Origin of the sequence: Rhizobium laguerreae (assembly GCF_019778565.1) — a bacterium.
Taxonomy (GTDB): domain Bacteria; phylum Pseudomonadota; class Alphaproteobacteria; order Rhizobiales; family Rhizobiaceae; genus Rhizobium; species Rhizobium laguerreae.
On sequence record NZ_JAAXQT010000001.1, the window covers coordinates 280,855 to 301,538 of the forward strand.

General features: G+C 60.7%; 17 protein-coding genes. 6 read left to right on the plus strand and 11 right to left on the minus strand.

Going from position 1 to position 20,684, the window contains the following annotated elements:
* Positions 1-9 precede the first annotated feature (9 nt).
* Both ade and HFO71_RS01365 read right to left on the minus strand, forming a co-directional pair.
* Positions 10-1,707, minus strand: a complete 1,698-nt coding sequence (gene ade / locus HFO71_RS01360) for an adenine deaminase (RefSeq protein ID WP_221987493.1) — start codon at positions 1,705-1,707, stop codon at positions 10-12.
* Positions 1,708-1,827: 120 nt separating this feature from the next.
* Positions 1,828-2,931: a branched-chain amino acid ABC transporter substrate-binding protein gene (locus HFO71_RS01365; RefSeq protein WP_025395513.1), complete on the minus strand. Its 1,104-nt coding sequence runs from the start codon at positions 2,929-2,931 to the stop codon at positions 1,828-1,830.
* A 482-nt stretch (positions 2,932-3,413) separates the two neighbouring features.
* Here HFO71_RS01365 and HFO71_RS01370 point away from each other — a divergent pair, with 482 nt between their 5' ends.
* Entirely contained in the window at positions 3,414-4,328 is a 915-nt protein-coding gene (locus tag HFO71_RS01370; RefSeq protein ID WP_077978945.1) for an HD-GYP domain-containing protein, read from the plus strand.
* Between the two features lie 166 nt (positions 4,329-4,494).
* Here the strand turns inward: HFO71_RS01370 and aptA are convergent, their stop codons facing one another.
* Positions 4,495-5,820, minus strand: a complete 1,326-nt coding sequence (aptA, locus tag HFO71_RS01375) for an omega-aminotransferase AptA (protein WP_221987494.1) — start codon at positions 5,818-5,820, stop codon at positions 4,495-4,497.
* Between the two features lie 288 nt (positions 5,821-6,108).
* Here aptA and HFO71_RS01380 point away from each other — a divergent pair, with 288 nt between their 5' ends.
* Entirely contained in the window at positions 6,109-8,082 is a 1,974-nt protein-coding gene (locus tag HFO71_RS01380) for a PhoX family protein (protein WP_077978944.1), read from the plus strand.
* Positions 8,083-8,313: 231 nt separating this feature from the next.
* Here the strand turns inward: HFO71_RS01380 and HFO71_RS01385 are convergent, their stop codons facing one another.
* The 5 genes from HFO71_RS01385 to HFO71_RS01405 all read right to left on the minus strand — a co-directional run bounded on the left by HFO71_RS01385 (position 8,314) and on the right by HFO71_RS01405 (position 12,450).
* Positions 8,314-8,631, minus strand: a complete 318-nt coding sequence (locus HFO71_RS01385) for an ArsR/SmtB family transcription factor (protein WP_003561417.1) — start codon at positions 8,629-8,631, stop codon at positions 8,314-8,316.
* A 115-nt stretch (positions 8,632-8,746) separates the two neighbouring features.
* Positions 8,747-9,496 carry a HugZ family pyridoxamine 5'-phosphate oxidase gene (locus HFO71_RS01390; protein ID WP_221968290.1) on the minus strand — a complete coding sequence of 250 codons (750 nt, stop codon included), beginning with the start codon at positions 9,494-9,496 and terminating at the stop codon, positions 8,747-8,749.
* 31 nt (positions 9,497-9,527) lie between these two features.
* Entirely contained in the window at positions 9,528-10,580 is a 1,053-nt protein-coding gene (gene choV, locus HFO71_RS01395) for a choline ABC transporter ATP-binding protein (RefSeq protein ID WP_077978943.1), read from the minus strand.
* Positions 10,577-11,422: a choline ABC transporter permease subunit gene (choW, locus tag HFO71_RS01400; RefSeq protein WP_017961531.1), complete on the minus strand. Its 846-nt coding sequence runs from the start codon at positions 11,420-11,422 to the stop codon at positions 10,577-10,579. The genes choV and choW overlap by 4 nt, the downstream gene beginning before the upstream one ends.
* Before the next feature lie 71 nt (positions 11,423-11,493).
* Complete coding sequence (locus HFO71_RS01405; protein WP_020051153.1) at positions 11,494-12,450, minus strand: choline ABC transporter substrate-binding protein; 957 nt, start codon at positions 12,448-12,450, stop codon at positions 11,494-11,496.
* Positions 12,451-12,686: 236 nt separating this feature from the next.
* Here HFO71_RS01405 and HFO71_RS01410 point away from each other — a divergent pair, with 236 nt between their 5' ends.
* From HFO71_RS01410 to HFO71_RS01420, 3 genes are all read left to right on the plus strand, one after another.
* Positions 12,687-13,271: a thymidine kinase gene (locus HFO71_RS01410; protein ID WP_131639626.1), complete on the plus strand. Its 585-nt coding sequence runs from the start codon at positions 12,687-12,689 to the stop codon at positions 13,269-13,271.
* A 94-nt stretch (positions 13,272-13,365) separates the two neighbouring features.
* Entirely contained in the window at positions 13,366-14,439 is a 1,074-nt protein-coding gene (locus tag HFO71_RS01415) for a hypothetical protein (protein WP_131639625.1), read from the plus strand.
* Between the two features lie 140 nt (positions 14,440-14,579).
* The gene (locus tag HFO71_RS01420) at positions 14,580-15,710 is read left to right on the plus strand and encodes a DUF2333 family protein (RefSeq protein ID WP_077978941.1); all 1,131 of its coding nucleotides are present in this window, start codon (positions 14,580-14,582) and stop codon (positions 15,708-15,710) included.
* 11 nt (positions 15,711-15,721) lie between these two features.
* Here HFO71_RS01420 and HFO71_RS01425 read toward each other — a convergent pair whose 3' ends face one another.
* From HFO71_RS01425 to HFO71_RS01435, 3 genes are all read right to left on the minus strand, one after another.
* Positions 15,722-16,183: a PAS domain-containing protein gene (locus HFO71_RS01425; RefSeq protein ID WP_221987694.1), complete on the minus strand. Its 462-nt coding sequence runs from the start codon at positions 16,181-16,183 to the stop codon at positions 15,722-15,724.
* Positions 16,184-16,228: 45 nt separating this feature from the next.
* The gene (locus HFO71_RS01430; RefSeq protein WP_168259077.1) at positions 16,229-16,954 is read right to left on the minus strand and encodes a helix-turn-helix transcriptional regulator; all 726 of its coding nucleotides are present in this window, start codon (positions 16,952-16,954) and stop codon (positions 16,229-16,231) included.
* A gap of 251 nt (positions 16,955-17,205) precedes the next feature.
* Positions 17,206-18,753, minus strand: coding sequence for a DUF2235 domain-containing protein (locus HFO71_RS01435; protein WP_221987496.1), 1,548 nt, complete (start codon positions 18,751-18,753; stop codon positions 17,206-17,208).
* Positions 18,754-18,951: 198 nt separating this feature from the next.
* On the opposite strand from HFO71_RS01435, the gene HFO71_RS01440 reads away from it, so the two are divergent.
* Positions 18,952-20,631 carry a formate--tetrahydrofolate ligase gene (locus HFO71_RS01440; RefSeq protein WP_221968279.1) on the plus strand — a complete coding sequence of 560 codons (1,680 nt, stop codon included), beginning with the start codon at positions 18,952-18,954 and terminating at the stop codon, positions 20,629-20,631.
* Positions 20,632-20,684: the final 53 nt, after the last annotated feature.

Genomic DNA, 20,684 nt, shown 5'->3' on the forward strand with positions numbered 1-20,684 from the left:
AGGATTCCGTCACCCGATCAGCGCGAACTTGTCCACATCCACCATGCCGCGGTCGGATATCTTCAGGTGCGGGATGACCGGCAGCGGTAGGAAGGCGAGTTGGAGAAAGGGTTCCTCCAGCGTGGCGCCCAGCGCCAAGGCGGCTTTGCGCAGTTGGTGGAGCGTATCGCGGACCGTCTCATAGGGCTCGAGGCTCATCAAGCCGGCGATGGGCAGGGCGATTTCGCCGGTGACCTTGCCGTCTTGGACGACGACGAAGCCGCCCTTGATCTGGCCGAGGCGGTTTGCGGCGCGTGCCATGTCGTCCTCGTTGACACCGACCACGCAGATATTGTGGCTGTCATGGCCGACGGTCGAGGCGATCGCACCCTTCTTCAGGCCAAAACCCTGGACGAAGCCGTTGGCATGGTTGCCGTTCTTGCCGTGGCGCTCGATGACGGCGACCTTGATGATATCATTGGCAAGATCGACGGTCGTCTCGTTGCCCCTGACGGGCAGGCGGTAGCGGCGATGCTCGGTGATGATCTTGCCCGGCATGACGCCGATGACAGGCGTCTCGCCTTCGGCGACCGGGACGCCGAAATGGGCGGCGTTGACGGGACGGGCCTTGACGCTGTCGAGGCCGATCGGGGCAACCGGCCTGCGCGAGGAAAAGAGCGCATCGGTGACGCGGCGGCCGGCGGAAAAGACCATGTCGGCGCGGCAGTTTTCCAGGCTGTCGAGCACCACCAGATCGGCGCGCCAGCCGGGCGCGACCAGGCCGCGGTCCCTCAGACCGAAGGCGCGGGCGGCCGAAATCGAGGCGGCGCGGTAGATCGCCAGGGGCTCGACGCCGCTCGCGATCGCTGTGCGGATCATATGATCAAGATGGCCCTGTTCGGCGATATCGAGCGGATTGCGGTCGTCGGTGCAAAGCGCGAGGAAGGGTGAAAGCCGCTCGGTGATAATGGGTATCAGCGCAACGAGATCCTTGGATACCGAACCCTCGCGCACGAGGATATGCATGCCCTTGCGGATCTTTTCCAGCGCTTCGGCGGAGGTCGTGCATTCGTGCTCGGTGCGGACGCCGGACGAGAGGTAACCGTTGAGGTCGTTGCCTGAGAGCAGCGGCGCGTGACCGTCGATATGGCCGCCCTGGAAGGCATCGAGCTTGGCCATGCAGACGGGATCCTTGTGGATCACGCCGGGGAAATTCATGAATTCGGCAAGGCCGATGACCTTCGGATGGTGGCGGTAGGGCAGGAGGCTTTCGATCGGCAGGTCGGCGCCGGAGGTTTCGAGATGCGTGGCCGGAACGCAGGAAGAGAGCTGGACGCGGATGTCCATGATCGTCTCCAGCGCGGATTCAAGAAAGAATTCGATGCCGGCGGCTCCGAGGACATTGGCGATCTCGTGCGGATCGCAGATGACGGTGGTGACGCCATAGGGCAGAACGCAGCGGTCGAATTCATGCGGAGTCACCAGCGAAGATTCGATATGCAGATGCGTGTCGATGAAGCCGGGAACGACGATCCTGCCCGAGATGTCGATCTCGGTCTCGCCCTCATAATTGCCTGAGGTGCCGACGATGCGATCGGCGCCGATGGCGATGTCCGACTGGACGAGTTCGCCGGTGACGAGATCGAAGAAGCAGCCGCCCTTCAGCACGATATCGGCCGGCACGCGGCCGACGCCCTGGTCGATGAGACGTTCGAGTCTGCTGGTCATGGCATTGCTCACATTACAACCGATTCCGAAACTTATAGCCGATCTGCCGCGACAAGCGAGTGCCGCAAAAACGAAACCGGGCGCCACAGGGGCGCCCGGTCGGTGACGGTCAGCGATGGTTTACTCGGCGGCGACGATCTTGCCGGCTTCCCACTTGTAGAGCGAGAAGCTCTGCGAGGTCAGGTCGCCGGTCTCGCCGTAGGTGACCTTGCCGATGGCGGTCGGGATCTCCTTGCCGTCCTTCAACGCGGTCGCGACGGCTTCCGCATCCTCGGCGCTGCCGGCCTTCTCGATGCCGGCTTTCAGTACCTCGACGGCGGCATAGGCGTTTAGCGTGAAGGCTTCGGCGGGGATGTTCTTGGCGGCGAGCGCGTCGGCTGCGGCTTTGGAATCCGGGCTCTTGGTGGCGTCGGAAGCGTTGGTGAAGATCGTGCCTCCTGCCGCATCCGTGCCGATTGCCCAGAATTCGGTGTTGGAGAGTCCGTCGCCGCCGATGATCGTCGTGTTGGCGGCGAGGTCATGCAGCTGGCGCGCGAGCAGGCCGCCTTCCGGGTGGTAGCCGCCGAAATAGACCACGTCGACCTTCTCGGACTTGATGCGGGTGGTGAGCGCGCTGAAATCCTTGTCACCAGGCGTGATCGCGTCGTTGATGACTTCGGTGATGCCGCCGGCGTTCAGCGTCGCCTTGAAGGCATCGGCGAGGCCCTTACCGTAGGCGCCCTTGTCGTTGACGATGGCGACGCGCTTGTCCTTGAAATTCTTCAGCACATATTTGGCGGCGACTTCGGCCTGCTGATCGTCCCGGCCGCAGGTGCGCAACACGTTGGTCAGGCCGCGCTTGGTCAAGTCGGGGGCCGTCGCGGTCGGAGTAACCATCAGCACGCCGTTTTCAGCAAGCACGTCCGAAACGGGAATGGCGACGCCCGATGTCACCGGGCCGACGACGAAGCGGATGCCGTCGCCGACGACCTTGTTGGCGGCGGAAACGCCCTGTTTCGGTTCGCCGGCATCGTCGGCCAGTTCGAGGACGACCTTCTCGCCAAGAATTCCGCCCTTCTTGTTGATCTCGTCGACGGCGGTCTGAGCGCCGTTCTTCACTTGGTCGCCGTAGGCGGCGACAGGGCCGGTCAGCGGCGCGATCAGGCCGATGGTAATATCGGCATGGGCAAGCGGCGCAAAGGCGAGCGACGCGACGAGGGTCGCCGTCAATGTCTTGAGGGTCATTGTCTGTCTCCTTGGATGGGGTCTTTCGACCCGCGATGAGGTGCCGCGCCGGATTTTCCGGATCGTTCAACGGCCCCCAGGCCGTGCCAAGGACGATCGATATCGGCGCGATCGATGCGCCCTCCGGCCATATTTGGCTCAAATGGGTGCAACGGCAAGATTTCTAAGAATTTTGGTGAGATTTCGCAAGTTGATAACAAAATGAAACGAAAATCGAGCCGATCCCGCGCGAAATAACCAAAATCGTCGATCGTGGCGTCGTCTGCAGATCTCCGGAGGGTGTTTTACCCGCATCTGCGCGGTGCCGATGAACCTGCCGAATTTCGCGAAACTCTTCGTCTTTCTGAATAGGCCGAATTCGGTTTCGAGATTAACGCTTGATTGTACCAATTAGAGTAGAATCATTGTTCGTGCATATATTGCTGCGATGCAAAAGAACGGTCGATAATAAACAGAGAGATATTTCAGGAACAGAGATCTGGATGCTCAAGCGTATCGAAGCCAGACAGGTGCGCAACGGAATGTTTGTGGAGGCGATCGAGGGTGCATGGCAGGACCCTCTTCTGTCCAAGCGGAGATTTCTGTTGCGCCGTGAAGTCGATGCCCTGAAGCTTCGTAAGAGCGGCATTGAAGGTGTTATCATCAACACCAGCAGAGGCCTCGACATCGACGGTCTGCCAGGCGGCAATATCGAGATCGACACCAAGGCGGCACGCGAGACCATCCAGAAATCCGTGCAGGTCCTGGAAAGCGTTTTCGGCCGGCTCCAGCATGGTGATGGCATCAGCTTCGATCAGGTGGCGCCGGTGATTTCCTCGGTCTCCAAGTCGATGGATGACAATCCCACTGTCTTTTTGAGCGTTACGCGTCTGAAATCCAAGGACGAAGTGACGTTTCTGCATTCGCTTTCGGTGAGTGCGCTGATGATCCTTTTCGGCCGTCATCTCGGACTTGACGAGACGACCGTGCAGATGCTTGGCACGGCAGGATTGCTGCACGACGTCGGCAAGCTCGAAATTCCACTCAAGATACTCAACAAGGAAGGGCGCCTGGACGAGGACGAGATCAAGATGATCCGCGATCATCCGGAAAAGGGGCACGCAATCCTGTCACGCCAGGAAGGCATGCCGGAGATCGTTCTCGACGTCTGCCTCAACCATCATGAGCGTATCGACGGCAAGGGATATCCCCGCAGGCTTTCCGAAGCGCAGGTCAGCTTCCATGCGCGTCTTGCTGCGATTTGCGACGTCTATGACGCCATGACCTCCGTGCGGCCGTATAAGGCGCCATGGAGTGCGAGCCAAGCCCTGAAATGGATGCTTGGCAATGAGGGGCAATTCGATCGCCGGCTCCTGAAGAAGTTCGCCCTCTGCCTTTCGGTCGCCGCCGTGACCTGAGGCCTATCCAACAAAAAAGGCCTGCGCGGATTTACAGCGCCGCGCATCTATTCAGATGCGCGGCGCTGTAACACTTTGAATTGCTGCATAATTCTATCCTTAAATCGAATCCGATTTAAGGAATCATCCGCCGCAGGCCCTGATGCCGGAAGTCTTCAGAGATTTCTCAAATGTTGTTCTGGAGGATCGTACGCAGCTTGCCGAAGAGCTCGTCGATGTGGTGCTTCTCGATGATCAGCGGCGGGGAGAGTGCGATGATATCGCCGGTGGTGCGGATCAGCAGGCCGCTTTCATAGGCTTTCAGGAAAGCGGTGAAGGCGCGCTTGGTGGGCTCGCCGGCGATCGGGTCGAGTTCGATCGCGCCAATCAGGCCGGTGTTCCTGATGTCGATGACATTGGGGCAATCCTTCAGCGAATGCAGCGCGTCGGCCCAGTAGTCGGAAAGCTCGGCGGCGCGTGTCAGCAGGCCCTCTTCCTTGTAGGTGTCGAGCGTGGCGAGTGCGGCGGCGGAGGCGATCGGGTTGCCGGAATAGGTGTAGCCGTGGAAGAATTCGATCATGTGTTCCGGGCCGTTCATGAAGGCATCATGAATCTCGGAGGTGACAAAGACGGCGCCCATCGGAATGACGCCGTTGGTCAGTCCCTTGGCGGCGGTGATCATGTCGGGCTTGACGTCGTAAAATTGCGCGGCAAAGGGGGCGCCGAGGCGGCCGAAGCCGGTGATGACCTCGTCGAAGATCAGAAGGATGCCGTGTTTGGTGCAAATCTCGCGCAGCTTCTGCAGGTAGCCCTTCGGTGGGATCAAGACGCCGGTGGAGCCCGCCACCGGCTCGACGATGACGGCGGCGACGGTGGAGGCGTCATGCAGGGTGACGATACGCTCGAGCTCGGTGGCGATGTCGCCGCCATGCTCGGGCTCGCCGCGGGTAAAGTTGTTCTTGCCGGGCTGGTGGGTGTGCGGCATGTGATCGACGCCGGTCAGAAGCGTGCCGAACATCTTGCGGTTGGTGACGATGCCGCCGACGGAGATGCCGCCGAAATTGACGCCGTGATAGCCACGCTCGCGGCCGATCAGGCGGAAGCGTGATCCATTGCCCTTCACACGGTGATAGGCGAGCGCCACCTTGAGCGCGGTCTCGACGGATTCGGAACCGGAGTTGGTGTAGAGAACGTGGTTCAGGCCTTCAGGGGCAATGTCGACCAGGCGGTTCGCCAGTTCGAAGGCCTTCGGATGGCCGAGCTGGAAGGCCGGCGCGTAATCGAGTTCGCCGGCCTGCTCGCGGATCGCCTCAGTGATCTTCGGGCGGCAGTGGCCGGCATTGACGCACCAGAGGCCAGCCGTGCCGTCCAGCACCTGACGGCCGTCATGGGTCGTATAATACATGTCCTTGGCGCCGACGAACAAACGCGGCTCCTTCTTGAACTGGCGATTTGCCGTAAACGGCATCCAGAAGGCGCGAAGATCGTTCGGTGCATTGAGGCGATTGGACATGCTGTTCTCCTGGCCTCCGACGGCCCTTTCCCGGGGCTTCACGCCCATATTTTTACTGCCCGGTCAAATTATCAGGGCTTCCCAAGGCGTCAACGGGAAAAGTCCCCAGAGCTCTCCTGACAGGAGGCTCAACTTGCTTCGCTCATCTGGAAATATGCAGGGTCAGGCACCGCAAGCTGCCCGTCATCAATCCATTGCCTCGGCTTGTTAGAAAACCGATGGCTCGCAGGGCGCAATTGCATTTCATCAATTAACTGAAATCAAACGATATTTCGATCGGAGATACTGATGTCTGACCGCCAGAAGACAAGGGCGCGCCCCACGCGGCGCCATGCATTCGCACCAAGTTACGGTGTCATCCTCGAAGAGGGCGTTCGCCGCCGCAGCGTGCTCAAGGGCTTTCTCGCAGCGATGGGCGCTGCGGCACTTTCGCCGGCGCTCGGAATCGCGCATGCCGAGGCTGCCGGCTCCAGCCTGACATTTCCGGAACTCAAACGCGTGCGCGATACCGCCGATCACTGGCCGGAGGGCTATGAGCGCCAGATCCTGGCGCGCTGGGGCGATGCGCTTTTCTCCGACAGCCCGGAATTCGACATTGCGACACTGGACGGCAAGGCTGCCGAGCGTCAATTCGGCTACAACAACGACTTCACGCAGTTTCTGCCGCTACCCTGGGGCGAGAAGAGCTCCGACCATGGGCTGATGGTCGTCAGCCATGAATATGCAACGCCTTTCCTGATGTTTCCCGGTCTGACCGACGAAAACTATCGCGAGAAGCTGACGGATAACCAGATCCGCGCCATCATGGCCGCCCTCGGCGTCTCGATCTTCGAAGTGAGGAAGACGGACGGCAAGTGGGCGATCGTCAAGGACGGGAAATATAATCGCCGCATCCATATGAGCACCGAGATCGGCATCTCCGGTCCGGCTGCCGGCGACGACCGTCTTAAGACCAAGGCCGATCCGACCGGCACGATCGTCTTTGGGACGATCTCGAACTGCAATGGCGGCATCACTCCCTGGGGCACGATGCTTTCGGGCGAGGAAGGCGCTATGGACGTCTTCGCCGGCGACTACAAGAAATTGCCGAACCAGGAGCTGGTCGAGCGCCAGGGCTGGGACGAGGACGAGAACGACATCTATTCCGTCAGCCGCGTCGAGCCGCGCTTCAAGTTCGAGGAAGAGCCGAACGAATGGATGCGTTTCGATTGGGTCGTCGAGGTCGATCCGTTCGATCCGACGGCAAAGCCGGTCAAGCGCACCTCGCTCGGCCGCATGACGCATGAGGGCGCGCAGTGTTGCGTCGCCCCTGACGGCCGCGTGGTGGTCTTCATGGGCGACGACGACGACTTCGAATATATCTACCGCTTCGTGACCCGCGATCCCTGGAACCCGAACGACCGCGCCGCCAACAAGGACCTGCTCGACCACGGCACGCTTGATGTCGCCAAGTTCGAAAGCGACGGCACGATGCGCTGGATCCCGCTCATTGCCGGCGAGGGGCCACTGAGCGCGGAAGCTGGCTTCGAGAGCCAGGCTGACGTCGTGCTGGCGACGCGCGCCGCCGCCGATCTCGTCGGCGCTACGCCGATGGACGGGCCGGAAGGCTTCATCCCGCATCTCGGCACTGGCAAACTCTATGTCGCCATGACGGAGAACGAAGACCGGCTGCCGAAGGGGGAGGGCGATGACGAGAAGGAGATGGTCAACATCGCTAATCCGCGCAGCCCCAATCCGCATGGCCATCTGCTGGAACTCGCAGCACCCGGCGGTCCCGAAAAGCCGGATTATGCAGCGGAAAGCTTCAAGTGGGACGTCTTCATTCTCTGCGGAGACCCTGCCAAGGCCGAGGATCAGGCGATGTTCCATCCGGCGACGACCTCGGCCGGCTGGTTCACAGACCCCGACAATCTCGCGGTCGATCCGGCGGGACGCCTCTGGGTCACTACCGATGGCCCGCCGCCGGAAGGCATAGCCGATTCCGTCTATGTGATGGATACCGAAGGCCCGGGCCGGGCGCTGCCGAAGCTGTTCTATATTGCGCCCGTCGGCTCGGAAACTTGTTCGCCGACTTTCACTCCGGACGGCAGCAGCGTCTTTCTTTCGATCCAGCATCCGGGCGAATTGCGGATGGCCGACAACGAGGATGCGACCTCGATGGAGGATGCCGGCACCGACTGGCCGGATTTCAAACCCGGCATGCCCGCCCGTCCGTCGCTGGTGGTGCTGAGCCGCGTCAACAACGATGTGGTCGGCAGTTAAAGCAACTCCGGCAAAGTGCGCGGCAGTTTTACGTCTGGAATTGCACCAAAACAAAAAACCGATAGCGAGACGGGTGCTCCTGCGCGACCGACTGTCTCTCTAAAAGCACGACCGGCAAATCGCAAATTTGCCGGTCGTGCCATAAGGTTCAGGTGCTGAAATATCGTTGCCAAGCCTCCGGGAACATCCCCTTGCAGCACGACATCGGCCGACATCATGTCAGCGCTATCATCAGGCGGCGGATCTATTTCTGTTCTGCACGAGGTAGATGTCTTCGAGCGTTGCCAGGATTTTCATGACCGGCTCGGAGGTGCTCGAATAGTAGATGGTTTGTGCGTCCCGGCGGGTCTTGACCAGCTTTTGAGCGCGCAGTTTCGAAAGGTGCTGAGAAAGAGCCGACTGGCTGAGCCCGACCTGCGTCGCAAGCACGCCGACGGCCACTTCGCCCTTCACGAGGCTGCACAGAATCAGCAATCTTTTCGGGTTGGCCATGGCCGACAATAAAGCTGCCGCCACATTCGTGTGATCGGCCAAATCAGAGGTTTCCATATGTTATCTTCCTAATGCGAAACGTACATCAAGTGGGTTGACGCAGAGCGCCAGCGGGGATTTTGACTGACACCAAAAGCTACCAACTAGGCTCGAAGATTGTATATACCTAAATTTAAGGTATCGAGTATGCTACTTTAGACATGTTTGAACAAATGTGATCGGCATCCACAGCGAGGGTTTCGAATTCGTATCGCAGAAGGAAGTCGCCGGAAATCATGTCGAAACCTGAGGAATCGATACCACAAATGCGCCAAGGACCTGACTCTGGCGCCTTTAGCCTGATAGCGAGGGCATCGGCGATATCGGGATGGCGTTCTACTAAATCTCGCACTGTCTCTGCCGCCTCGGCGGCGATCGCCTCATTCGCGGCCGACTGGATTACGAGATCATTCCCATCAAGCAGGTAGGCGCGGCCGAATCCGCCATTGAGGCTGGCCTGCTTCGGCTTGAGACGGAAGAACAGGAAATCAGGAAAGTCGATATAAAGCGCTGCCTTGCTGTGGCGATCGAGAAAACGCGTGCGGATACGCTCATGGATTGCATTGCCAGGCTCGACGGGTTCTGCCAGGCATTGGGTTGTCAAACGGGGATAGGCGAGGGGGTCGCCCTTGCCGGGTTCACCGGTCAGGAGCGAAGCGCGCGAGTCCTTGGCGAGCGCTTTGGTGTGGGCCGACAGCTTCGAAACGAGGATCACGGGCGTTCCGTCGATGTCGGTAGCAACCAGCACGCGGCTGGCGAAGGGAAAGCCGGTCTCGGGGTCGAGAACGGCGATCGCAGCATAGCGGGCGGAGCGCAACAACACGCGAGCGAGCTTGCGGGCTTCGTCGTCGGTTTCGCGTAAAGGGGAGGGCTGATCTTTCATATCCGCTTTGTGGCAAAGCGGATGGAAAACATCAAGCTTCCTCCTTGCGGCGATGGCGGGTGAGGCCGGCAACGATATCCTGAGCCGAGATCGTGCCGACGATCGCGCCGTTCTCGACGATGCCGATACTGCCCGGCTGGCGGGCAAGGGCATCGAGAATATCGATAAGCGGGGTCGCGGCGCGGGCCGTGGCGCTGACGCTCATGCCGGCGGCAGTCTGGCCGAGGCCTGGCTGCATGACGTCGGCGGCCGTCAGCATGTTGATCGGATTGAGGTTCTGCACGAAATCAGCGACATACTGGTCGGCGGGGTTCTTGACGATATCGTGCGGCGTCCCGCACTGGATGATGCGGCCGCTCTCCATGATGGCAATGCGATTGCCGATGCGGAAGGCCTCGTCGAGATCGTGGCTGACGAAGAGGATGGTCTTCTTCAGCCGCCGCTGGAACTCCAGGAGTTCATCCTGCAGGCGGGTGCGGATCAATGGGTCGAGCGCCGAGAACGGCTCGTCCATGAGCAGAATCGGGGCGCCGGTGGCAAAGGCTCGGGCGAGCCCGACACGCTGCTGCATGCCGCCGGAAAGCTCGTTGACCTTGCGATCGGCCCATTTCGTCAGGTTGACGAGTTCAAGCTGTTCGCCGACGCGGAGCTTGCGTTCGGCTTCCGGCATGCCGGCGAGCTCGAGACCGAAGCCGACATTGTCGGCGACTGTGCGCCAGGGCAGGAGGGCGAATTGCTGGAACACCATGGAGACGGTGTGGGTGCGCAGGTCGCGCAAGGCCTTGGCATTGCATCTATAGGGGTTGACGGGGCCGGTGGCCGCCGAGACCGCGACATCGCCACGCACCACGGGAGCGAGCCCGTTGACGGCGCGCAGCAGCGTCGACTTGCCGGAGCCGGAAAGACCCATCAGCACCAGGATCTCGCCTTCCTCGATCGTCAGCGAGGCGTTGGCCACGCCGAGCACCAGACCGGTGGCGGCGCCGATCTCGTCGCGCGTTTTGCCCTGGTCGACCATGGCAAGCGCGGTTTCCGGCCGATCGCCAAAGACGATGCTGACATTGTTAAAGCTTACCGCGGTCATGCAGCGCCTCCTTCACCCGCGGTGCGGAACATCCGGTCCAGAATGATTGCCAGGATGACGATGCAGAAGCCCGCCTCGAAGCCCTTGGCGATATTGACGGTGTTCAGCGCACGGACGACGGGCACGCCAAGCCCGGGAGCGCCGACGAGGGCGGCGATGACGACCATCGACAGCGACAGCATGATGGTCTGGGTGAGACCCGCCATGATCTGCGGCGTGGCAAAGGGAAGCTCGATCTTGCGCAGCACCTGTATCGGCGTCGCGCCGAAAGCCACGGCGGCTTCGACGAGGGACGGCGGCGTCGAGATGATGCCGAGACGCGTCAGCCGGATCGGGGCGGGGATTGCGAAGATGACGGTCGCGATCAGGCCCGGCACCATGCCGAGGCCGAACAGGATGAGCGCTGGGATCAGATAGACGAAAGTCGGTATGGTCTGCATGAGATCGAGCACCGGGCGCATGGCAGCATAGACCCAAGGGCGGCGGGCGGCGGCAATGCCGAGCGGAATACCGATCACCATACAGACGAAGGTGGCGGCGAGCACGAGAGCGAGCGTCTCCGTCGTTTCCTTCCAATAGTCCTGGTTCACGATCAGCAGCAGCCCGAGACAGGTGAAGACGGCAACCGCGATCGACCGGCGCAGCCAAAAGGCGATGGCGGTGATGGCAGCGATGACGATCAGCGGATGAGGCTTCTGCAGCACGAAGAGCAGGCCGTCTATCGCGCTCGACAGCAGGAAGGCGATCTGGTTGAAGAACCATTCGCCGTTCGAGGTCAGCCAATCTACGAAGGACTTGGCCCAGGGGCCAACGGGAATCTTAAATTCGGTGATCCAATTCAAGGGCGCGCCTATCCAAAAAACAACAATCGGACAAAAATGAAACGGGGCGGCGAGCCGCCCCGTTCATATCATTAGAGGCCGAGGCCGGTCTTGGCGGCCGCGAGGGCCTCGCCGCTGCCGTCGCGGGTCTTGACGCCCGCAAGCCAGGGCTCGAGCGCTGCGGGGTTCGCCTTCAGCCATTCAGAAGCCGCAGCTTCCGGCTCCTTGCCGTCGTTGAGGATCTTGCCCATGATCTGGTTTTCCATGTCGAGGGAGAACTTCAGGTTCTTCAACATCATGCCGACATTCGGGCATTCTTCGAGATAACCGGCACGGACATTGGTGAAGACCTTGGCGCCGCCGAAGTCAGGACCGAAGACGTTGTCGCCGCCTGTGAGGTAGGTCAGCTTGAAGTTGGTGTTCATCGGATGGGGTGCCCAGCCGAGGAAGACAACGGGCTTGCCCGATTTGTCGGCACGGGCGACCTGGGCGAGCATGCCCTGTTCGGAGGACTCGACGACTTCCATATCCTTCAGGCCAAACTCGTCCTTCTCGATCATGTCCATGACGAGGCGGTTGCCGTCATTGCCGGGCTCGATGCCGTAGATCTTGCCGTCGAGATCGTCCTTGTGAGCGGCGATATCCTTGAAGTCCTTGATGCCGAGTTCAGCACCCTTGGCGTTGGTTGCGAGCGTGTACTTGGCGCCGACGAGGTTTGGGCCGAAGGATTCGACCGACTTGTCGTCGAGATAGGGACGGACGTCCTTCTCCTGCGTCTCCATCCAGTTGCCGAGGAAGACATCGATGTCCTTGTTCTTCAGCGAGGTATAGGTGACCGGCACCGAGAGAACCTTGACGTCGGTCTGATAGCCGATGCTCTTCAGGACGACGGATGCGGTGGCGGTGGTGGCGGTGATATCCGTCCAGCCGACGTCCGAGAAACGAACGGTGGAGCAGCTGTCGGGATCGGCAGCGAAGGCGGCGGTCGCAACGGAGAGGGCGGCGACGGCAGTTGCGGTAACGAGTTTGAACGTGCTTGTTGTTTTCATTTTAGACTCCCAGTCTTTAAGTTCCCAAGCCAACCATCATTAACCGAGTTTGACAAGCGACCTCAGTGCGTTTGCGCCGTATCGACCCATGCGATTGCGACGTCCGCGGTTTTTTTGGCAGTGCCTTATTTTCGGGGCTTTCCGCGGTTTTCGAGCCGGATTCCTGTGATTATCGCTCACCCGGGGCTTTTCTTTGCCATTCCGAGCTTTCAATAAGCCGATCAAGGAGGAATCGGATGGCAAAACTCTATTTCAACTACTCGACGATGAACGCCGGCAAGTCGACGATGCTGCTGCAGGCCTCCTATAATTACCAGGAGCGCGGCATGCGCACGGTGCAGCTGATCGCCGCCTTCGACGAGCGCGCGGGCCGAGGCGTCATCGGCTCGCGGATCGGCTTGGAGGCGAGCGCCATTCCCTTCGAGCCGCAGGAGGATCTGTTCCGGTTGGTCGCGACGCTGAGCGGCGAAGGGGCGCCGATTTCCTGCATCTTCGTCGACGAGGCGCATTTTATGACGCCTGTCCATGTCTGGCAGCTTGCCCGCATCGTCGACAGGCTCGGCATCCCTGTGATGGTCTACGGGCTAAGAACCGATTTCCAGGGCAAGCTGTTTCCGGCCTCGCAGGAACTGCTGGCGATCGCCGACGAAATGCGCGAGGTGCGCACGATCTGCCATTGCGGACGCAAGGCGACGATGGTTGTCCGGCTCGACGCGGAAGGAAAAGTATTGCACGAAGGCGCCCAGATCGATGTCGGCGGCAACGAGAAATATGTCTCGCTCTGCCGCAGGCACTGGGACGACGCGATGAACGGTACCTGAATCGCCGAGCCGGTCTGAAGCCGGCGACGCTGCCTGTTTTCTTTGGCGTCGCAAGCGGCTAGCTTGCGGGCAGGAGATTCCCTGGAGAGGCTTGGTGCGCAAACCCCCGCCATTCGACAGCCAGTATGAAGCCGCAGGCAGCCTTGCCGAAAGGATTGTGGCCGAGGGTGCCTATTGCGTGGCCGCGATCGGCGCCTTCAGCGGCGACGAAACACGATCGGCCGACGAGGTCTTCCTCGAGCAGAATACCCGCTTCCAGGCCCATATCGCCGATGCTGCGGCGCTCGACGCGCAACTGGCCGAGCTGGTCTTTTGCCTCGATCGGTTGACGGCCGAGGTTTCAGCCGATCTCGACAGTTTCCGGGGGTTGACGCTGCGTGAGAAGATGGCCGGCTGGGTGTCGCGCCAACGGATGTGGCGCATGTATACCGAACGTGTGCGCGAAGCGCCCGTCATCGAGAGGCTGCTCGACCTTTTGACGAAATCGGATGCGCTCGCGGGACTGATTGCCGGCCAGCGCGCCGCGCTCACCGAACGGCACAAGGCCGCCGAACTCAGCCTTGTCGATATCGTCGAGCAGCGGCGCCGGCTGGTTGTTTCCATCGATATCGCCCGCCTCAAGATGAAGGAGCTCAATGCCAAGGCGCTGACGACGCAGGGCCGTATCGGCGTCTATGGCAACAGGGCGCATTGGGAGCAGATGGAGGCGGAGCGGCGGGCGCTGAAGGCGGAGGCCGAGCGGATTTCCGCCGGGGAGCACGAGATGCGCGACGACAGCCAGAGGCGTGAGCGCTTCATCGGCCTGTTCCAGGCCTTTGTCGATTCGCTGAACGGCCGGATCGCCGCCGGCAACGCGCTGCTGCGCAAGCTGCTGATCGACGTGGAAGAACGGCTGATCATCTACCAGGCGCAGGTCGATACCGACCGACCGGGCATGAAGGTGAGGATCAAGCCGGAACTCTTTCCCGATATCGCCGCGCCGATCAGGCTGTTTGAGAAGGGCATGCTGGTCGCCCAGGATCTGGAGCGGCGCAAGAGCCGCGCCGATCTCGAACTCGCCAGAAGGTTTCCGACCTATGCCGAATCGCCGCCGGAAACATCGGGAGCGCCCCTGATCGACACGGCGCGCAGGTCTTTCCGTTTCAGCCTGCCTTTCTTGCGCTCTTGACCAGCAGGGCACCCCTCTTGCGCAGTGCTTTCATTCCGAAAAATCGGAGGGCTCGTGTTGTGCTCGGCCCATCGAGCGCATATGTGGGATGCAGCGGGCGGCAATGTCCCGATGTTCGCCTCGCCTGACAGGAGACGACGATGCTTGACCGGATAGCCGGTTTTTTCAGGCTGATCGGCCAGACGATCGGCCGCTGGGCCCGCCTGTTTTCCGCCTGGGCCTTTTGGCCCTTTCTTGCCGCGCACGGCTGGTATCAGCGCCGGAGCTGGATGATCCGGCTGCCGGTCATCGCTTTCGTGGCGCTGTTGGCCGTGCTCTACGGTTATTTCTTCTGGCAGACGCAGGTCTGGTCGAATTTCAACACCGCATTCGTCGACCAGTACCGGCTTTCGGAGCGCAAGGTCGCGGCCGGACAGGACGTGCCGGCGGCCGACGGCGCCGCTGCGACGGCACCGAAGACCTGCCAGCGCTCGGCGATCGTCGATGTCGCGGCCGATCTGACCGATTTCAATGTCAACCAGAACGCATGGATCTCCTCCATGCTGCTCTACAAGATGGGCTTTTTCGGCATCGACTGGGATCATACGCCCTTCCTCGACAACAAGGCCTCTTTCCAGCGCGGTATCAACCAGGCGGTCCGGCGGACTTCGGCGGAGCTTGTCGATACGCTCGGGCGTGTGCGCGGCACCTCGGGCATTAACAACGACCTGCAGAGCGCGCGCGGCAATCTGCAGTTCGACGAAAACAGCTGGTATTTCGGCCTCAACCCCTTCGGGCCGAAGACGCCGACGCCCTCCTATTACCGCTCGGCGATAGGCAGCCTGCGCAAATTCAACACCGATCTCGCCCTCTGCAACGTCGTTTTCGACGGCCGCGCCGACAATCTGATGCAGTTCATCGACCGCATCGCCAACGATCTCGGCGGCACCTCCGACATGCTCGCCGAGCGCTCGGAAAACCACAATCGCGGCTGGTTCGATACCCGTGCCGACGACCGGTTCTGGTTCGCCTATGGCCAGCTCTATGCCTACTACGCCATCCTTGCCGCCGCGCAGGCGGATTTCTCGCAGGTGGTGCAGGAACGCAATCTCGGCGCGATCTGGGGCAGCACGACGCGGCAGTTCCAGGCCGCACTGCGCATCCAGCCCGCGATCATCTCGAACGGCCGCGAGGACGGCTGGATCATGCCGAGCCATCTCGCCACCATGGGCTTCTATATTCTGAGGGTGCGCTCGAACCTCGTCGAGATCCGCGCGGTGCTTGACCGCTAAAACATCTGGAGTCAGCGGGGTATCGTGTTGTCCTCGAAGCCGACGGCGCGCAGCTTCTCGACGAATTCATAGGTGATGCCGACGATGCCACCGCCGCTTTCATCGTTGCGGAAGCGGCCGACGCTGCGCACCAGCTTGTAGCCGCCAAGCCGGTTGTCGACACGATAAACAAAATGGAAGCCGACGCCGTGAAGGCTCGCCTCTTCGAAGGTTTGGGCGATCAGGCTGCGGTCCTCCTCGTGGATGCGCGACATCAGCTCTGTCAGGTTGACAGGGCCGTCGCTGTAGGAGAGGCCGAAGATTGCGTGGACATCCTCGCTTGCAAAGAAATGTCCTGTCTCGATGTCGATGCGCCAGAAGCCGAAAAGACGATAGGCAGCAAGCATCTGGACGACTTCCGCATCGGTAATGCCGATGTGGGCGCGGGATTGTTCTGTCTTGTCAATAACGGGCTGTTCGAAGTGAAGAGGCACGATTCCCCAGATCACGGGACGACGTGCCGACTCTCTTCTGATGCCTCAGTTGATCAGCTTCAATCGAATTGCCTTAGCTACCAACTGGGTCCGGTTGACGCAATCGAGTTTTTTGATCGCGTTCGTCATATAGGCGTTCACAGTATGGTCCGAGAGCGTCAGGATCTGACCGATTTCGATCGAGGTCTTACCTTGGGCAGTCCAGCGCACAACTTCTAGTTCGCGAGTCGACAGCGCGTTATGCGCGCATTCCTCGTTGCGTTTGACTGCATTGTATGCATCCAGTGCATGGAGAATGATCATTGCCAGCTCGTTGATTTCGCTCTGGCCGAGTGCGGCGCGCTCGCCGCAGAACCAGAAGACCAGGCGCTGGCCGTCGGCTGCAATGTTCGGCATGGCAACGCCTGCCGGTATGGCATGGCGCAGCATCAGGGCACGCAGTTCGGCGGAGAAAGCCTGACCATTGGAGGCGTCGTTGAGGTGCCAGGCCGGCGGCACGGCAGACTTCCTCAGCCTTACGCCGAAAGGGCAGTCGCGCATCATGTGGGCACGGTCGAAATCTCTGACATAGGCAGCCGGAAGCGAGCTCTCGATCAGCAGGGGTTTCAAGAGAAGGTCTTCCGGGGAGGGGGCGTGCATCAATATTGCATGCGACAATCCGAAGGCTGTGGAGACCCTGCCAAGCGCCTGCGCAAACAGGCCGCGCGTTCGTGCGGTCGCAAGTTCTGCCGAAAGCAATGACTGTCTTTCAGAGGTAGTCATGTAAGACATTTGTATGCCCCCGGAGCCTAATGTTACCGCTATCAAATACAGAAAATCGGCGGGATGCTAGCCCCAATTGACGTAACGCAAGCCGATTCATTCGAATTGTGAATAATTAGCCACGGTAGTGCGCGCGCCGGTTGAGTTTCGAGTTGCAAAAATAGCGTTGCGGTATCTCTGAGTTCTTTCACTGCGGCATAGGAGCCCCGGTAAATTGATGTCGTGATGCGAAAGAGAAGACTGCAACGGCAATGTGCCCTCTACGAGGCGATCGTTAGTTGCACACTGCCCTTATTGTTGTCGTAAGCCTGCCAGGCATCGTTGGCGAAGCAGTAGAGATAACCGTCGGCCTGCGGCGTGAAGGGGGCGCCGTCGCCGATCAGGAAGACCTCGTGCGGTAATCTCTCGATAGCCGATTTGTTTACCTGCGTCCTTTTCGGCGGCGGAATGTCATTGGCGAGGAGACCGACAAGGGCGAACCAGGGCATTTTCTCCTCGCGGCGGGTCCACCAGAAATCGATCTGCTCGTTCTTGGTCAGCTTTTGCGTCAGTGTTTCGAGGCCCCCCAAAATCGAAGAGGCGATCTGGACGACTTCGCCGATCTGGAAGGAACCGTCGTCGGTGCCCTCCGGCCCGGAACGGATCGAAGCATCCAGCCACTGGCCGGTCGCCGTCAGCTTATAGGTAAGGTCTTTTTTCAGGTAGACGCCGGTGTAGTTCCAGCGATCGCGAGCGAAGATATCGACGGTTACCGGCAGATTTGCCTTGAGCGGCCAATAGGCGCCCTGATCAAGCGGCGGATTGGCGTGGCGATCGATCGCGGAGGCATGGAGCAGGAGCGACTGGCCGGCAACCAAGGGTGCCGCGCGGGGCCGTGTCTTCAAGGCCTTGAATAGACCATGGACGGAATCGTGCAGCACGCCGCGGGGATTGGGCTTAAGCTGCAGGAGGGCGTCTTGACGGAATGCCAGTCCCTCTGCCGCGGCTTCCTTCATCATCCAGTAAAGCGCGCCATCCGATAGGCCGGACTGGCTGTAGCCGCCGCCGACGTCGCCGTGGACACCGGGAAACCAGAGTTGCTTCATGTCGGTCTGCGGCCCGCTCGAGGTCCAAAGCGTCGGGATGAAACTCTGCCGCTTCTCGTCCAGCCCGACCGCATGGCGGGCGTGGCCGACGATGGGGCTGAGCGTGGTATCGTGGAAGCGGTGATCGTCCGGATCGTCGAGCAGGTTGAGGAAGCCCATATCGTCGGGAATGCCAAGGGAGCCGACCGTATCCCAGACGCCGATGAAGTGGATCGGCGTCTGCCTTGACGGGTTTTCCCCGGTCGCGGCGTTGAAGAAGGGCATGGCTTTCGTCGCGCGCAGCGGGCTCGGCTTCGGATCGCGATAGGCATCGAAGATCTTCTGGACCACTTTCCACAGCGCATCATCTTTGGATGCGAACCGGGCAAGGTCGACGAGGCCGCATTTCGAGATTATGCCGCCGAGGCTGCGAACCGTGTAGGCGCCCCGGCTGAAGCCGAAGAGCCAGATGGGGTCGCCAGGCGTGTAATTCAGGGCAAGCCACCGGTAGGCACTCATGATGTTCTGGTCGAGGCCCTTGCCCGTGCCGCCGCCCAGGAACTTGTCCCACCACGTGCCATCGGTGCCGACACCTGGATGATAGTAGGCCTTCTGTTCTGTACCGGATGGATCGGCTGGGGCCAGGGCGTTGTAAAGCTTGACGACATTGGTGGGGCTCGGAAGGCCGCCTTCGGTTTCGTTCGGCGTGTTCCAGGTGCCGTCGCAGCATATGACGAGGTTCATTTTCCATCCTCCCGGTTGTCTGGAAGGAGGATCTGCATCGTTAAGGGAAAGTCAATATGAAATACACCTTTAAGGTGCGATGGTGGATATTGACGGGATTGTAGTGGAATGAAGAACGAAGCCGGCTTTTGGACTTGTCCGCTGTGGAAAGATAAGGGCATGGTTCGGCGAAATACCTGCTGTATTCGGGGAACATCCATGTCAGACATCAAATCCGATATCGAAATCGCGCGTGCCGCCACCAAGAAGCCGATTTTCGAGATCGGGGCGAAGCTCGGCATTCCGGCCGAGCAGCTCGTTCCCTATGGTCACGACAAGGCGAAGGTCAGCGCCGAGTTCATCGCCGCACAAGCGGGCAAGAAGGACGGCAAGCTGATCCTTGTCACCGCGATCAATCCGACGCCGGCGGGCGAGGGCAAGACGACGACCACCGTCGGGCTCGGCGACGGGTTGAACCGGATCGGCAAGAAGGCCATTGTCTGCATCCGCGAGGCCTCGCTCGGTCCCTGCTTCGGTGTCAAGGGCGGGGCGGCCGGCGGCGGTTATGCGCAGGTGGTGCCGATGGAAGACATCAACCTGCATTTCACCGGCGATTTCCATGCGATCACATCGGCGCACAATCTGCTGGCGGCTATGGTCGACAACCACATCTACTGGGGCAACGAAGAGAATATCGACATCCGCCGCATCACCTGGCGGCGGGTCATGGACATGAACGACCGGGCGCTCAGAAGCATGGTCTCATCGCTCGGCGGGGTCGCCAACGGTTTCCCGCGCCAGGGCGGGTTCGACATCACCGTCGCCTCCGAGGTGATGGCGATCCTCTGCCTCGCCACCGACCTCAGGGATCTGGAGCAGCGGCTCGGCGACATCATCATCGGCTATCGTTTCGACAGGACAGCAGTGCATGCGCGCGACCTGAAGGCCGACGGCGCCATGGCGGTGCTGTTGAAAGATGCGATGCAGCCGAACCTGGTGCAGACGCTGGAGAACAATCCGGCCTTCGTGCATGGCGGGCCTTTCGCCAATATCGCCCATGGCTGCAATTCGGTGACGGCGACGAAGACGGCGCTGAAGCTCGGCGACTATGTGGTGACGGAAGCAGGCTTCGGCGCCGATCTCGGAGCGGAAAAATTCTTCGACATCAAGTGCCGCAAGGCGGGGCTGAAGCCGGATGCGGCGGTCATCGTCGCGACCGTCCGGGCGCTGAAGATGAATGGCGGGGTGAAGAAGGAAGATCTCGGCACGGAGGATGTCGCGGCGCTGAAGAAGGGCTGTGCCAATCTTGGCCGGCACGTCGCCAATGTGCGCCGTTTCGGCGTGCCCGTCGTCGTGGCCATCAACCATTTCGTCTCGGATAGCGACGCCGAGATCGCGGCAGTCAAGGAATTCGTCTCGAGGCTTGGCGCCGAGGCGATCCTCTGCCGCCATTGGGCGCTGGGTTCGGCCGGCATCGAGGAATTGGCGCACAAGGTAGTGGAACTGGCCGAGTCGGGCCAAGCGAAATTCCAGCCGCTTTACGGCGACGATCTTTCGCTGTTCGAGAAGATCGAGATCGTCGCCTCGAAAATCTATCACGCCGGCGAGGTGACGGCCGACAAGGCGGTGCGCGACCAGCTGCAGACATGGGAGGAGCAGGGTTACGGCAAGCTGCCGATCTGCATGGCGAAGACGCAATATTCCTTCTCCACCGATCCGAACCTGCGCGGCGCGCCGGAAGGCCACATCGTCACCGTGCGAGAGGTGCGACTTTCGGCGGGAGCGGGCTTCGTCGTCGCCATCACCGGCGAGATCATGACAATGCCCGGCCTGCCGAAATCGCCGTCGGCGGAGCGGATTTTCCTGAACGACCAAGGCTATATCGAGGGGTTGTTCTGATCTTGGGAGCGCTTGCCGAGGTGGGGAGTGTTTGGAACTTAATCTAGTACGCG

What these genes read in the sequence shown, in the direction of transcription:
- ade (WP_221987493.1), bottom strand. Translation starts at nt 1,707, where the DNA reads ATGACCAGCAGACTCGAACGTCTCATCGACCAGGGCGTCGGCCGCGTG.
- HFO71_RS01365 (WP_025395513.1), bottom strand. Translation starts at nt 2,931, where the DNA reads ATGACCCTCAAGACATTGACGGCGACCCTCGTCGCGTCGCTCGCCTTT.
- HFO71_RS01370 (WP_077978945.1), top strand. Translation starts at nt 3,414, where the DNA reads ATGCTCAAGCGTATCGAAGCCAGACAGGTGCGCAACGGAATGTTTGTG.
- aptA (WP_221987494.1), bottom strand. Translation starts at nt 5,820, where the DNA reads ATGTCCAATCGCCTCAATGCACCGAACGATCTTCGCGCCTTCTGGATG.
- HFO71_RS01380 (WP_077978944.1), top strand. Translation starts at nt 6,109, where the DNA reads ATGTCTGACCGCCAGAAGACAAGGGCGCGCCCCACGCGGCGCCATGCA.
- HFO71_RS01385 (WP_003561417.1), bottom strand. Translation starts at nt 8,631, where the DNA reads ATGGAAACCTCTGATTTGGCCGATCACACGAATGTGGCGGCAGCTTTA.
- HFO71_RS01390 (WP_221968290.1), bottom strand. Translation starts at nt 9,496, where the DNA reads ATGAAAGATCAGCCCTCCCCTTTACGCGAAACCGACGACGAAGCCCGC.
- choV (WP_077978943.1), bottom strand. Translation starts at nt 10,580, where the DNA reads ATGACCGCGGTAAGCTTTAACAATGTCAGCATCGTCTTTGGCGATCGG.
- HFO71_RS01405 (WP_020051153.1), bottom strand. Translation starts at nt 12,450, where the DNA reads ATGAAAACAACAAGCACGTTCAAACTCGTTACCGCAACTGCCGTCGCC.
- HFO71_RS01410 (WP_131639626.1), top strand. Translation starts at nt 12,687, where the DNA reads ATGGCAAAACTCTATTTCAACTACTCGACGATGAACGCCGGCAAGTCG.
- HFO71_RS01420 (WP_077978941.1), top strand. Translation starts at nt 14,580, where the DNA reads ATGCTTGACCGGATAGCCGGTTTTTTCAGGCTGATCGGCCAGACGATC.
- HFO71_RS01430 (WP_168259077.1), bottom strand. Translation starts at nt 16,954, where the DNA reads ATGTCTTACATGACTACCTCTGAAAGACAGTCATTGCTTTCGGCAGAA.
- HFO71_RS01435 (WP_221987496.1), bottom strand. Translation starts at nt 18,753, where the DNA reads ATGAACCTCGTCATATGCTGCGACGGCACCTGGAACACGCCGAACGAA.
- HFO71_RS01440 (WP_221968279.1), top strand. Translation starts at nt 18,952, where the DNA reads ATGTCAGACATCAAATCCGATATCGAAATCGCGCGTGCCGCCACCAAG.